This window comes from Caulobacter sp. SL161 (assembly GCF_026672375.1).
Taxonomy (GTDB): Bacteria; Pseudomonadota; Alphaproteobacteria; order Caulobacterales; family Caulobacteraceae; genus Caulobacter.
In genome coordinates, this window is sequence record NZ_JAPPRA010000001.1 from 2,238,066 (window position 1) to 2,249,791 (window position 11,726).

An 11,726-nucleotide genomic window follows, 5' to 3' on the forward strand; every position below is an offset into this window, starting at 1 on the left:
TGAGCCGGGCTGCAGATATTGGAAACTACGCCCTAGTCCTCGCGCTTGGCCCCGTCGACGTCGCGCTTGAGCTTTTCCGCGCGCGCGGCTTCCAGCGATTTCTCCGCCTTGCTGCGGCCGAAGCGGACGCGGTTCTCGGCCGCCCGGGCCTTGTCGACCGCCTTGGCCTTGGCCTTCCGGGCTTGGTTCAGATTGACGACGTCGGCCATGGCGGGATCTGAATCTCTGAGCTTTTCGCGGCTCCGACGGTCATCCGACGAACCCGCGCGCGATGCAAGCCTGAGACGGTTGTCAGCCGCCGTCCTTGGCCAGGGCCCCGGCAAGGGCGGGGCGCGCATTGGCCCGCGCCAACCAGTCGTCATAGACCTGGTGCGGCGGGAGCATCTGGCGCGCGAACTGCAACAGGCTGACAAACAGGATGTCGGCGGCCGAGAAGCGGTCTCCTAGCAGCCAGGGGGAGGCCTCCAGCGTGGTGCGCAACCGGTCGTCCATCGCCTGATACTGCGCCTTGTCCTGGTCATCCTGCCTCTGCTTCCAGAGGTTGTTCACGGCGGGCTCCAGGACCCCGGCGTAGTAGGCCAGCCAGGAAAGGTAAGGGCCGCGCAAAGGATCGCCGACCGTCGGACCCAGGCCCGCGGCGGGGAACTTGTCCGTCAGATAGAGCGCGATCGCGGTCGACTCGGTGATCAGCACGCCGTCGTCCGTCAGCGCCGGAACCTGGCCGTGCGGATGCGGATTGGCCGGATCACGCGCGCCCGTGTTGCTGACGGCGCGATAGATGTCGACCGTGCGGATCTCATAAGGCGCGCCAAGCTCCTCCAACAGCCAGATGAACCGGGTCGAGCGGGAGCGGGGCGCGTGGAAGAGGGTCAGCATGGCGGCTTTTCCGTCTAAATGAGTACAAGGCCCAGCCTAGGGCCCGAGCAGGCTAGCCGTCACGGATCCCGGATTTGGCAGCATGGCGCCCGGCCTTATTGACCGTCGGCCAGAAGCAGCCGCCTATCCGCCGCGACAGCGCGGAGGTTTGAAATGTACACACTCTACGGCTCGCCCAGCACGGCCGGTACGGCGGTTCACTGGATGCTGCTGGAGCTTGGGGTTCCGTTCGAGCTCAAGCTGCTCGACTTCGACAAGGGCGAGCACAAGGCACCGGAGTATCTGGCGCTGAACCCGGACGGCGTGGTGCCGAGCCTGATCGTCGATGGCAAGGCTTTGACCCAGATGGCCGCTCTGGCGACCCTGCTCGCTGAACGGCATCCGGAGGCAGGGTTCGCGCCGCCCGTCGGTTCCCCCGCGCGGGGTGAGTATCTGAGCTGGAGCTTCTGGCTGGCCAACAGCTTCCAGCCGCACTTCCGCGCCTGGTTCTATGCGCACGAACCGGCGGGCGGCGAGGCTCAGGACGCCGTGCAGGCCGCGGCCCGGGCCAAGATCGAGGCGGGATTGGCGCGGCTGGACGCGCATCTGGCCGATCGCGACTACATGGTCGGGGAGGGCTTCACGACCGTGGACCTCTTGGTCACGATCCTGTGCCGCTGGAGCCGGAACATGCCCAAGCCCGCGACCGAGTGGCCGAACCTGAAGCGCTATCTGGACCGCATCCGCCAGCGCCCGGCGCTGCGCGAGGCGCATGCCCGCGAGGGGCTGACCGACTGGATTGATGGGTAAGCGCTAAATCCTCCCCCAAAAGGGGGAGGCGGCCGAAGGCCGGAGGGGGAAGTATCGCCAGCGCGACCTCTTCCCCCTCCGTCGTCTCTTCGAGCCGACACCTCCCCCGCGAGGGGGAGGGTTTGAAGCTTACTTCACGCTGGCGCAGAAGCGCTGGATGCGCGAGCAGGCGTCTTCCAGCACGTCGCTGCTGGTGGCGTAGCTGATGCGGAAGAACGGCGAGAGGCCGAACGCCGCGCCGTGCACGACGGCGACGCCTTCGCTTTCCAGCAGTTCGGTGGCGAAATCCTCGTCGCTCTCGATGACCTTGCCCGACGGCGCGGTCTTGCCGATCAGGCCGGCGCACGAGGGATAGACGTAGAACGCGCCTTCCGGGGTCGGGCAGTGCAGGCCGGTGGCCTGGTTCAGCATCGACACGACGAGGTCGCGGCGCTCCTGGAACAGCTTGGCGTTCGGCTTGATGAAGTCCTGGGTGCCGTTCAGCGCCTCCAGCGCGGCCCACTGCGAGATCGAGCAGGGGTTCGAGGTCGTCTGGCTGATCATCTTGCCCATGGCCTTGATCAGCGGCTCGGGGCCCGCAGCGTAGCCGATACGCCAGCCGGTCATCGAATAGCCCTTGGAGACGCCGTTCATCGTCAGGGTGCGGTCATAGAGCTTGGGCTCGACCTGGGCGATGGTGGTGAACTCGAAGTCGTCGAACACCAGGTGCTCGTACATATCGTCGGTCAGAACCCAGACCTGCGGGTGGCGCAACAGCACGTCGGCGATCGCCTGCAGTTCGGCGCGCGTGTAGGCGCCGCCCGAGGGGTTGGAGGGGCTGTTGATGATCAGCCACTTGGTCTTCGGCGTGATCGCCGCTTCCAGGGCTTCCGGGGTGATCTTGAAGCCGCTCTCGGCGGTGGTCTCGACCGACACGGGCGTGCCGCCGGCCAGCAGGGTCATGTCGGGGTACGACACCCAGTACGGCGCGGGGATGATCACCTCGTCGCCCGGGTTCAGGGTGGCGACCAGGGCGTTGTAGATCACCGGCTTGCCGCCCGGAGCGACGTGGATCTGGCTCGGCTTGTACTCCAGGCCGTTCTCGCGCTTGAACTTGGCGCAGATCGCGGCCTTCAGTTCGGGCATGCCGTCGGGGTCGGTGTACTTGGTCTTGCCGGCCTTGATCGCCTCGATCGCGGCGTTCTTGATATTGTCCGGCGTGTCGAAGTCCGGTTCGCCCGCTGAAAGGGCGATCACGTCACGGCCGGCGGCTTTCAACGCGCGCGCCTTGGCGCTGATGGCGATGGTGGCCGACGGTGCGATACGCCGCAGGGCGGCGGACTCGAGCGACATCTTGCAGAACTCCCCTGGGTTGCCTGGTCCGAACAACAGGACCGTTTTCAGGATTGCGGCGGTGTTTACGCCCCCGGTGGCCGTGGTGCAACGCGGCAAGGCCGGGGTTCATGACATTTTGACCAAGTTCCCGCCTCAGGGTTCTTGCCTAAGGCGACCACTGAAGATACCGCTACCATTTGCGGGATCGATCCTGGGAAACACGGACGATCCTCGGGGGGAACGCACGGCCGCAGGACGGCCAGACAGGGGGAACGCCGCCTATGAAATGGAAGATTCTGTACATCGCGCTGGCTGCGCTGGCGCTGGCGATCGGGGCCGCTTCGCCTGGACTGGCGCGCCAGTCCAGCGACGGCGACATCCTGCAGAAGGCCATCAACAAGCCTTCGGCCACCTGGACGGTCTACGGCTCGGGCCAGAAGAGCGCGCCGGTAAAGGACAAGACGGTTCAAGGCGGCGGGGCGACGAAGGTCGAGGTGCTGGTCGGCGGCGACAAGCCGTGGAGCGTGGGGGCTTTGCAGTCCCTGACCGGCAAGATCAGCAAGGGCGACGTGGTGCTGGTGGCCTTTTGGGCCAAGGCCGAGGCCGTCGACGGCGGTCCGGCCGTCGCCGACGTTCCGGCTGTCCGCATTCAGCAGTCCGCCGCGCCCTATGACGCCGCCCTGCAGGGCGGGATCAAGGTCGGCGGCGAGTGGAAGATGTACACTGTACCCGGCCGCGCCTTGATTGACATTCCGGCGGGCGAGGGGGCGGTCGGCCTGCACCTGGGTTCGGCCAAGCAAACGGTGTTGCTCGGCGCGCTGTTCGTGCTGAACTTCGGGCCGGACTACGATCTGCGCAAGCTGACGGGCGGTTAAGCCCGCGCGCGGACGATCTCGACGAAACTCGCCAGGTGGCGCGCGATCGCCTGACGGGTGCGCTCGTCGGTCAGCACGCCATCTTCGATCTTGGTGTGGGCCTGGCCGACCAGGATGTCCGACAGCGGGGCGAGGTCACAGCCGACCCGGCGCAGGTTCAGGCGAAGCGCATCCTGAGCGCGGACGGTTCCGGTGACGCCGGGGCTGGCCCCCATGGCGCAGGCGATCTTGCCGTCGAGAGGCGCGGGCTTGCCGCGTGAGGCCCAGTCGATGGCGTTCTTCAGAGCGGCGGTGAGACCACCGTTGTACTCCGGACAAGCGATCAGCAGCGCCGGCGCGGCCCGCACCGCGTCCTTCCAGGCCAAGACCGGCGGCGGATCGCCCTCTGCCTCTACGTCCTCATTGAAGAACGGCAGGTCGTGCAGGCGGAAGATCTCGATATCGACGCCCTCAGGCGCGAGATCGCGCGCGGCGCGCAGTAGGGCGGTGTTGTACGACGCGGCCCTGAGGCTGCCGGAGATGGCCAGGATCTTCATCAGGCGCAGGCTATCCCGCCCGGACCCGGATGTCCCCTTGGCCCAGCAGAATCGGCGCGAGCAGCGCCCAAAGTCGGGAGATTTCCTCGGCGGCGGGCGATCCGGGGTCCCACTCGCAGACGGATCGACCATGGGCGATCGATTGCTGGAAGGCGGCGCGGGCGCGCAGGCCCACGGCCGCCAGCGGCATACCGGTGAAGCGCAGGGCCTCGGCTGCCTTCAGCACCGCCGGCGGCTCGACGCCGTTGCGACGTGGAGGGGCCTGGCTGAGCACGATCAAGCCCTTCTTGCCCAGACGGCGGACAGCTTCGGCCGAACGGACCACCGAGGCGATGTCCAGGAAGGTGGGGCGGCAGACCAGCACGCACAGATCGGCGCAGTTGATGGCCTGAAGGACGTCCGACTCCGGTGAGGCGGGGGTGTCGATGACCAGGGCGTCGAAGTCCGTGTTCTGGGCCTGAACCTGGGTCGAGAAGAGCTTGCCCGCGTTGATTTCAGCGAGCGTCGGGCCCTCGCCGAAACGGGCTCGCAGGGCGTCCGACGCCGAGCGTTGCGGGTCGATGTCGGCCAGCATGGTGCGAAGACCGGCCAGATGCGCCGTGATCGCCAGATTGACTGAGAGCGTCGTCTTGCCCGCGCCGCCCTTGCGGGAGATGACAGCCAGGGTTTTCACGTCCGCGACTCCTTAACAGGCCAAGGTTTGCGGGCCTTGCAGCCTGTGGATAAGTAACGCTGTCATGTGAAGGGCGCGCAACACAAATGTCGCCACGGGCGAATCAGGGCGTCCCCGGATCGCGGTTTAGCGGTATCGGCCGGAAAAACGCCCGTTTCCTTTGCAGGTCTCGAGGCCGCGCCGCTTGACCCCCGACGGCGCTTGGGCGAGGAGGGCCCGTGATCCGCCGTTTCATCGACTTCATAACCAATATGGACGCCCGCGCCTGGCGCATGGTGGCGGTATCGTTCGTGCTGTTCGGCGGCGTGGGCTTGGTCTTCCTGTTCGGCGCGCAACTGCTGGGCCTGAACGGCGAGGCGACCGTCGAGCACTGGCTGCTGGCCGCAAGCGGGCCCTGGGCGCTGCCGGTGGCGGTGGCCGTCTTCGCGATCATGGCGTTCCTGGGCGTGCCGCAGTTCGTGCTGATCGCGGCGGCGGTCGTGGCCTTCGGGCCCTGGACGGGCTTCGCCTACAGCTGGATCGGCACCCTGGTGTCGTCGCTGGTCGGTTTCTGGCTGGGAAGAGCCTATGGCGCGCGGATCCTGCGCGATTTCGCAGGCGAGAGCGTCAACAAGTTCATGCGGATGATCGGCAAGAACGGCTTCATGGCCAGCCTGATCGTGCGCCTGGTGCCCAGCGCGCCGTTCATCGTCGTCAACATGGCCGCGGGCGTCACGCCCATGCGGTTGCGCGACTTCGCCGCCGGCACCGCCATCGGCATCGTGCCGAAGATCGCCCTGACCGCCTTCGCCGGCAACTCGATCGTTCAGGCGATGCGGGGCGGCGGCAAGCAGCATATCGCCATGATCGCCCTGGCGATCGTGATCTGGCTGGGCATGGGCCTCTTGAGCCGCGCCTGGCTTACCCGCCGTGAGGCGGGGGAAGCGGGAGAGGGCTGAGCCCCGCCGCCGCATAGGTGGCCTCCCGCCACGCCCGGACGATCTCGCCAAACCATCGCGTGCGGGTCTCGTCGTCCATGCCGTCGCTATCCTCGATCCCGGCGGCCCAGGCTTCGATCACGAACGGCATGAAGGTCCGCGCGGCGTGGCGGCAGGTGGCGCGCGCCTTGTCCGAAGCCTGCGCCGGTGCGGCCACGAAGGGTTCGATCAGCCGGGTCAGCAGGTCTTCCAGCGCGGCGCGCCAGACGGCGGCCTCCGGCGCGCCGCGCGCGTCACGCAGCAGCAACAGGGCGAGCTTGGGATTGGCGCGCGACATCGTGACCAACCGGGCGATGCTCGACCCGTAGCCGCCCCAGGGGCGACCAGAGTCGGCCTCGATACGCGCCAGCATGTCGCCGAACAGGGCGTCGATCAGGGCCTGGCGCGACGGATAGAGCCGGTAGATCAGGATCTTGGCCACGCCCATCCGGTCGGCGACATCCTGCATCGTGGCCGACTGCAGGCCTTTTTCCGCGAAGACCTCGACCGCGGCTTCCAGCACCGCCAGGCCGCGCGCGGCCTTGTCGACGCGCGGCTTGGGCTGGCCGGGGCGGCCTCTTGGAGTGCTGGCGCTGGGGGCTTTCGCGATGGGGCTCATCGGTGATATGTAGAATGAAACTATAAAGTTTCAAATATCGGGGAGCGAGATGCGCAAAGGAATGTTCGCGGTCAGCGTGTTGGCCTTGATCCTGGCGGCGGGCGCGGCCCGGGCGGGCGAGCCGGCCTCGCCGACCACCGCCGAGCGTCAGAAAGCCTTCGCCCAGACCCTTCCGCTGAACGACCGGCAGGACTTCGAGTTTGCCGACAAGGGGTTCCTCGGCACGCGGGCGGATCCGATCATCCGGCGCGCCGACGGGCAGGCGGCCTGGAACCTCGCCGCCTACGACTTCTTGAAGGCCGAGCGGCCGGCGACGGTGAACCCCAGCCTCTGGCGTCAGGCGCAGCTGCTGTCCAAGCACGGGCTGTATCAGGTGTCGGACCGCGTCTATCAGGTGCGCGGCTTCGACATTTCCAACATCACCTTCGTGCGCGGCGACACGGGCTGGATCGTGATCGATCCCCTGACCATGCAGGAGACCGCCCGGGCCGCGCTCGAGCTGGTCAATGAGAAGCTGGGCAAGCTGCCGGTCACGGCGGTGGTCTATACCCACAGCCACAGCGACCACTTCGGCGGGGTTCGCGGCGTGGTCGACGAGGCCGACGTCAAGAGCGGCAAGGTCCCGATCGTCGCCCCCAAGGGCTTCATGGAGGAGGTCGCCGCCGAGAACATCCTGGCCGGCAACGCCATGAGCCGTCGCGCCCAGTACCAGTTCGGCGTCATGCTGCCGCCGGGCGTCGAGGGGCAGATCACCGCCGGCATCGGCCAGAACATCGCCCGCGGCTCGATCACCCTGATCCCGCCGACGGTGATCATCGACCATACCGGCCAGGAACTGACCCTGGATGGCGTCAAGGTGCGGTTCCAGTACACGCCCTCGACCGAGGCCCCGGCCGAGATGAATCTCTATTTCCCGGACCTGCGCATCCTGGACATGGCCGAGAACGCCAATGTCTCGATGCACAACATCCTGACCCCGCGTGGAGCCCTGGTGCGAGACGCCAAGGCCTGGGCTGATGGGCTTACCGAGGCGCTGCGCCTGTTTGGGGACAACTCCGACATCATGATCACCAGCCATGGCTGGCCGCGCTTTGGCGGGGCGGTGGTCAAGGATTTCCTGGCCGACCACCGAGACGCCTACAAGTATCTGCATGATCAGACGGTGCGGATGATGAACCGCGGCATGACCGGCGACGAGATCGCCGCGAAGATCCAGCTGCCCCCGGCCCTGGCCAGGAACTGGTTCAATCGCGGCTACTATGGCTCGATGAGCTTCAACAGCCGGGCCGTCTATCAGCGCTATATGGGCTGGTACGACGCCAATCCCGCACATCTGATCCCGGCGCCGCCGGCTGACGCAGGCAAGCGCTATGTGGCGGCCATGGGCGGCGCGGCCAAGGTCAAGGCGCTGGCCGGTGAGGCCGCCGCCAAGGGCGACTATGGCTGGGCGGCCAGCTTGCTGAACCATGCGGTCATGGCCGACGACGGCGACAAGGAGGCCAAGCGTCTGCTGGCCGGTGTCTACGACCAGCTCGGCTACCAGACCGAGAACGCGCTGTGGCGGAACATGTACCTGACGGCCGCAGACGAACTGCGCGGCGGGGTTCGCAAGTTGCCACCGTCCATGACGCCGCTGGACATGATCGCCGCGCTGGAAAGCCAGATGATCTTCGACGTCCTGGCCATCCGCCTCAATGCCGAGAAGGCCGGCGACGCGCGGCTGCGGATGGTGTTCGCCTTCCCCGATCGCAACGAGCGGTTCCTGGTCGAGGTTCGCAACGGCGTGCTGGTGGCTCAGCCCTCGAAGGGCGGGGAAGGGGCGGACGCCACCCTGACTGTCGATCGGGCCGTGTTCCTGGAGTCGTTGTTCGGCGGAACCTCGCTATTGCCCAAGATCCTGAAGGGCGAGGTCAAGCTGGAGGGTGATCGCGCGGCGATGAGCCGGCTGGCGGGGTGGTTTGACACCTTCCCCTCCGACTTCCCGATTGTAACGCGCCCGAACTAACTGGCTTTGGGGAAGAAATTTGCGCTGCCAGTGACCGATTGTTCTGGCTGGCGCAAATTGCTTGCTCGATTCAGGCCCCCTGTGTAGAAAGTCAGGCATGACTGTCACGCGCGACCTGCTTTCGCTTCGGCTTATCAGCCCCTGGGCGCTCTAGGGGCCGCGCATCGTCGTGGCCGGGCGCACAGGGGATGATTGAACCCGCAGCCCGCACGCAGACACACCCCTTTCGACGAGTACTTCCATGACCTCCGTACCCGCTGGCGCTATCAGCAAGCGCGACAACGTCGTCGTATTTGACACCACCATGCGCGACGGCGAGCAGTCGCCCGGCGCCTCCATGTCGCTGGAAGAGAAGCTGGAACTGGCCAAGATCCTCGAGGAGATGGGGGTCGACGTCATCGAGGCCGGCTTCCCGATCGCCTCGAACGGCGACTTCGAGGCCGTCCGCCAGATCGCCGAACTGATCACCGAGAGCACCGTCTGCGGCCTGGCCCGCGCCGCCGCCGGCGATATCGACCGCTGCGCCGAGGCCGTTCGTCGCGCCAAGCGCGGTCGTATCCACACCTTCATCTCCACCAGCCCCGTACACATGAAGTACAAGCTGCAGATGGAGCCGGACGCGGTTCTGGAGGCGATCACCCGCTCGGTCAGCCACGCCCGCAACCTGGTCGGTGACGTCGAGTGGTCGGCCGAGGACGCCACCCGCACCGAGCGCGACTTCCTGAAGCGCTGCGTCGAGGCGGCGATCAAGGCCGGCGCCACCACGATCAACCTGCCCGACACCGTCGGCTACTCGTATCCGTCGGAGTACGGCGAGCTGTTCCGTGACGTGATCACCAGCGTTCCGGGCGCCGACAAGGCGATCTTCTCGGCCCACTGCCACAACGATCTGGGCCTGGCCGTCGCCAACTCGATCGCCGCCATCGAAGGCGGCGCCCGTCAGGTCGAGGTCGCCATCAACGGCATCGGTGAGCGCGCCGGCAACGCCGCGCTGGAAGAGATCGTCATGGCCCTGCGCGTGCGCGGCGACCATCTGCCCTACGGCACCAACGTCGATCCGGTGCACATCACCCGCGCCAGCCGCTATGTCTCGGCCATCACCGGCTTCCCGGTGCAGTTCAACAAGGCGATCGTCGGCAAGAACGCCTTCGCCCATGAGAGCGGCATCCACCAGGACGGCATGCTGAAGAACGCCGAGACCTACGAGATCATGAAGCCGGAAGACGTGGGGCAGGGCGCCACGAACCTGGTTATGGGCAAGCACTCGGGCCGCCACGCGTTCCGCGAAAAGCTGAAGGCCCTGGGTTACGAGCTGGGCCAGAACGCGCTGAACGACGCCTTCGGCCGCTTCAAGGAGCTGGCCGACAAGAAGAAGCACGTCTTCGACGACGACATTGTCGCCCTGGTCGACGACGCCCTGGCCCGTGGTTCGGAGAAGATCCGCGTCTCGCGCCTGCGCGTCGTGGCCGGCACCGACGGCCAGTCGGCCGAGCTGACCCTGGACATCGACGGCGTCCCCAGCACGGCCGAGGCCACCGGCGATGGTCCCGTCGATGCGGTGTTCAACGCCATCCACAAGATCGTGCCGCACAGCGCCGCCCTGCGCCTCTTCCAGGTGCACGCGGTGACCGAGGGCACCGACGCCCAGGCCCAGGTCTCGGTGCGCCTGGAGGAGGACGGCCGCATCGCCACCGGCGCGGCCGCCGACACCGACACCCTGACCGCCTCGGCCAAGGCCTATGTCAACGCGCTGAACAACCTCTTCGCCCGCAAGGAAAAGAGCCGCCCCGAGGCGGCGATCGCCAGCGGGTTCTAGCCCCCAAGCGCTATTGCGACGGACAGGTTGATCCTGTCCGTCAATCTTGCCGGCCCGCCAGGACCGTGACACCCCACGCGCGCCTTTGAGCGTGGGGTCTGTTCACGTTGACAAGGGGGAGGGGCGTTTGATCTGGATTCCCATCACCGTCGCGGCGGCCGCCTTTCAGGTCGCGCGCAACGCCGCCCAGCGCTCGATCATGGGCGAGGCGGGCCCATGGGGCGCGACCCTGGTGCGGTTTCTGTTCGGTTTGCCGTTCGCCAGCGTCTTCGCGGCGATAGCCTGGCTGCTGACGCCGGGTGCGACCGCGCACGCCACCTTGCCGTTCTGGATCGCCTGCGCGGCGGGGGCGGGGTTGCAGATCGCCGCGACGGCGGCGCTGCTCACGGCCATGCAGCGCTCGAGCTTCGCCCTGGGCACGGCCATGCAGCAGAGCGGGCTGCCGTTCGCCCTGATCTGGGGCGTGCTGTTCTTCGGCGACCATGTCGGCCCAGTGGCCTGGGCCGGGGGGCTGATCGCGACCCTGGGCCTTGCGATCCTGACCTGGCCGCGCGGTGAGGTGGTGATGCGCAAGAGCGCGGTCTGGGCCGGACTGGGATCGGGCGCGATCTTCGCGCTCAGCGCGAACTGTTTTCGGCAAGCCAGTCTGGCCTTTGAGCCGGCCCATCCCGCCGCCTCGGCCTTCGTGACGGTTATGGTGGTGCAGGCCATCCAGACGCTCGCGCTGACGAGCTACCTGGCCTGGCGCGATCGCACAGCCCTCAAGGCCGTCATCGCCGCCTGGCGGCAGTCCCTGGGCGCGGGCTTTTGCGGCGCGGCGGCGTCTGGCCTCTGGTTCACCGCCATGACGCTCTCGCCGGTGGGGCCGGTCAGGGCGGTCGGCGTGGTCGAAATGCCGATCGCCGCCATCGCCGGACGACGCCTGTTCAAGGAACGCCTGACCCCTTTGCAGGTGGTCGCCGGTCTCGTGACGGCGGTCGGCGTGGTCATGGCCGCGCTCGGCTAGATTTGGCCACTTTCGGATGCTTGGCGGGTCCCATCGCGAAACCCGTGAAGAGCTCGCCGAATAGACCTTGAAATCAACGCTTTCGCAGGGCAAACGGGCGGCGTCGGCGCGTTTATCGTCGCTCGGACGACGGCGCGGCCAGGGGGCGGCGCTCCCGTCGGGCGGCTGGATGCGCGGACCGGGTCGAAATCCCCCAAATGCGGGAATCATGTTGTCCTCGCATTGAATTGAAGTAGGAGCCTTTTCTTCTCCGCCGACCCC

The 11,726-nt window shown here is 67.2% G+C and carries 13 protein-coding genes and 1 pseudogene; 8 read left to right on the forward strand and 6 right to left on the reverse strand.

Annotation, left to right across the window (positions count from 1 at the left end; translation table 11 throughout):
* Positions 1–32: 32 nt before the first annotated feature.
* Positions 33–209, reverse strand: coding sequence for a DUF4169 family protein (locus OVA11_RS10905; RefSeq protein WP_268067401.1), 177 nt, complete (start codon positions 207–209; stop codon positions 33–35).
* A gap of 82 nt (positions 210–291) precedes the next feature.
* The gene (locus OVA11_RS10910; RefSeq protein ID WP_268067402.1) at positions 292–876 is read right to left on the reverse strand and encodes a glutathione S-transferase family protein; all 585 of its coding nucleotides are present in this window, start codon (positions 874–876) and stop codon (positions 292–294) included.
* 153 nt (positions 877–1,029) lie between these two features.
* On the opposite strand from OVA11_RS10910, the gene OVA11_RS10915 reads away from it, so the two are divergent.
* Both OVA11_RS10915 and OVA11_RS10920 read left to right on the forward strand, forming a co-directional pair.
* Positions 1,030–1,665, forward strand: coding sequence for a glutathione S-transferase family protein (locus OVA11_RS10915; RefSeq protein ID WP_268067404.1), 636 nt, complete (start codon positions 1,030–1,032; stop codon positions 1,663–1,665).
* A 14-nt stretch (positions 1,666–1,679) separates the two neighbouring features.
* Positions 1,680–1,788: pseudogene (locus OVA11_RS10920) on the forward strand (hypothetical protein); the annotation flags it as partial.
* Between the two features lie 6 nt (positions 1,789–1,794).
* Here OVA11_RS10920 and OVA11_RS10925 read toward each other — a convergent pair.
* Positions 1,795–2,997, reverse strand: coding sequence for a pyridoxal phosphate-dependent aminotransferase (locus OVA11_RS10925; protein WP_268067405.1), 1,203 nt, complete (start codon positions 2,995–2,997; stop codon positions 1,795–1,797).
* Positions 2,998–3,260: 263 nt separating this feature from the next.
* Here OVA11_RS10925 and OVA11_RS10930 point away from each other — a divergent pair, with 263 nt between their 5' ends.
* Complete coding sequence (locus OVA11_RS10930; protein ID WP_268067407.1) at positions 3,261–3,854, forward strand: carbohydrate binding domain-containing protein; 594 nt, start codon at positions 3,261–3,263, stop codon at positions 3,852–3,854.
* Here OVA11_RS10930 and OVA11_RS10935 read toward each other — a convergent pair.
* Both OVA11_RS10935 and OVA11_RS10940 read right to left on the reverse strand, forming a co-directional pair.
* On the reverse strand, positions 3,851–4,390 hold the full coding sequence (locus OVA11_RS10935) for an NADPH-dependent FMN reductase (protein WP_268067409.1): 540 nt from the start codon (positions 4,388–4,390) through the stop codon (positions 3,851–3,853). The two genes, OVA11_RS10930 and OVA11_RS10935, sit on opposite strands and share 4 nt — an antisense overlap.
* Before the next feature lie 10 nt (positions 4,391–4,400).
* Positions 4,401–5,063, reverse strand: coding sequence for a ParA family protein (locus tag OVA11_RS10940; RefSeq protein ID WP_268067410.1), 663 nt, complete (start codon positions 5,061–5,063; stop codon positions 4,401–4,403).
* Between the two features lie 218 nt (positions 5,064–5,281).
* On the opposite strand from OVA11_RS10940, the gene OVA11_RS10945 reads away from it, so the two are divergent.
* The gene (locus OVA11_RS10945; RefSeq protein ID WP_010919412.1) at positions 5,282–6,001 is read left to right on the forward strand and encodes a TVP38/TMEM64 family protein; all 720 of its coding nucleotides are present in this window, start codon (positions 5,282–5,284) and stop codon (positions 5,999–6,001) included.
* Here the strand turns inward: OVA11_RS10945 and OVA11_RS10950 are convergent.
* Positions 5,964–6,638 (reverse strand): TetR/AcrR family transcriptional regulator, encoded by a 675-nt coding sequence (locus OVA11_RS10950; RefSeq protein ID WP_268067412.1) that lies wholly within the window; start codon positions 6,636–6,638, stop codon positions 5,964–5,966. The two genes, OVA11_RS10945 and OVA11_RS10950, sit on opposite strands and share 38 nt — an antisense overlap.
* 49 nt (positions 6,639–6,687) lie before the next feature.
* On the opposite strand from OVA11_RS10950, the gene OVA11_RS10955 reads away from it, so the two are divergent.
* The 4 genes from OVA11_RS10955 to OVA11_RS10970 all read left to right on the forward strand — a co-directional run bounded on the left by OVA11_RS10955 (position 6,688) and on the right by OVA11_RS10970 (position 11,465).
* On the forward strand, positions 6,688–8,643 hold the full coding sequence (locus OVA11_RS10955) for an alkyl/aryl-sulfatase (protein ID WP_268067413.1): 1,956 nt from the start codon (positions 6,688–6,690) through the stop codon (positions 8,641–8,643).
* 97 nt (positions 8,644–8,740) lie between these two features.
* Positions 8,741–8,797 carry a hypothetical protein gene (locus OVA11_RS10960; RefSeq protein WP_024265724.1) on the forward strand — a complete coding sequence of 19 codons (57 nt, stop codon included), beginning with the start codon at positions 8,741–8,743 and terminating at the stop codon, positions 8,795–8,797.
* An 87-nt stretch (positions 8,798–8,884) separates the two neighbouring features.
* Positions 8,885–10,459, forward strand: a complete 1,575-nt coding sequence (locus OVA11_RS10965; RefSeq protein ID WP_268067414.1) for a 2-isopropylmalate synthase — start codon at positions 8,885–8,887, stop codon at positions 10,457–10,459.
* 127 nt (positions 10,460–10,586) lie between these two features.
* Complete coding sequence (locus tag OVA11_RS10970; protein WP_268067415.1) at positions 10,587–11,465, forward strand: DMT family transporter; 879 nt, start codon at positions 10,587–10,589, stop codon at positions 11,463–11,465.
* Positions 11,466–11,726: the final 261 nt, after the last annotated feature.

Excerpts from the sequence above, each read along its gene's own strand:
- OVA11_RS10935 (WP_268067409.1), bottom strand. The coding sequence starts at position 4,390 with ATGAAGATCCTGGCCATCTCCGGCAGCCTCAGGGCCGCGTCGTACAAC.
- OVA11_RS10955 (WP_268067413.1), top strand. The coding sequence starts at position 6,688 with ATGCGCAAAGGAATGTTCGCGGTCAGCGTGTTGGCCTTGATCCTGGCG.
- OVA11_RS10925 (WP_268067405.1), bottom strand. The coding sequence starts at position 2,997 with ATGTCGCTCGAGTCCGCCGCCCTGCGGCGTATCGCACCGTCGGCCACC.
- OVA11_RS10930 (WP_268067407.1), top strand. The coding sequence starts at position 3,261 with ATGAAATGGAAGATTCTGTACATCGCGCTGGCTGCGCTGGCGCTGGCG.
- OVA11_RS10910 (WP_268067402.1), bottom strand. The coding sequence starts at position 876 with ATGCTGACCCTCTTCCACGCGCCCCGCTCCCGCTCGACCCGGTTCATC.
- OVA11_RS10905 (WP_268067401.1), bottom strand. The coding sequence starts at position 209 with ATGGCCGACGTCGTCAATCTGAACCAAGCCCGGAAGGCCAAGGCCAAG.
- OVA11_RS10915 (WP_268067404.1), top strand. The coding sequence starts at position 1,030 with ATGTACACACTCTACGGCTCGCCCAGCACGGCCGGTACGGCGGTTCAC.
- OVA11_RS10965 (WP_268067414.1), top strand. The coding sequence starts at position 8,885 with ATGACCTCCGTACCCGCTGGCGCTATCAGCAAGCGCGACAACGTCGTC.
- OVA11_RS10950 (WP_268067412.1), bottom strand. The coding sequence starts at position 6,638 with ATGAGCCCCATCGCGAAAGCCCCCAGCGCCAGCACTCCAAGAGGCCGC.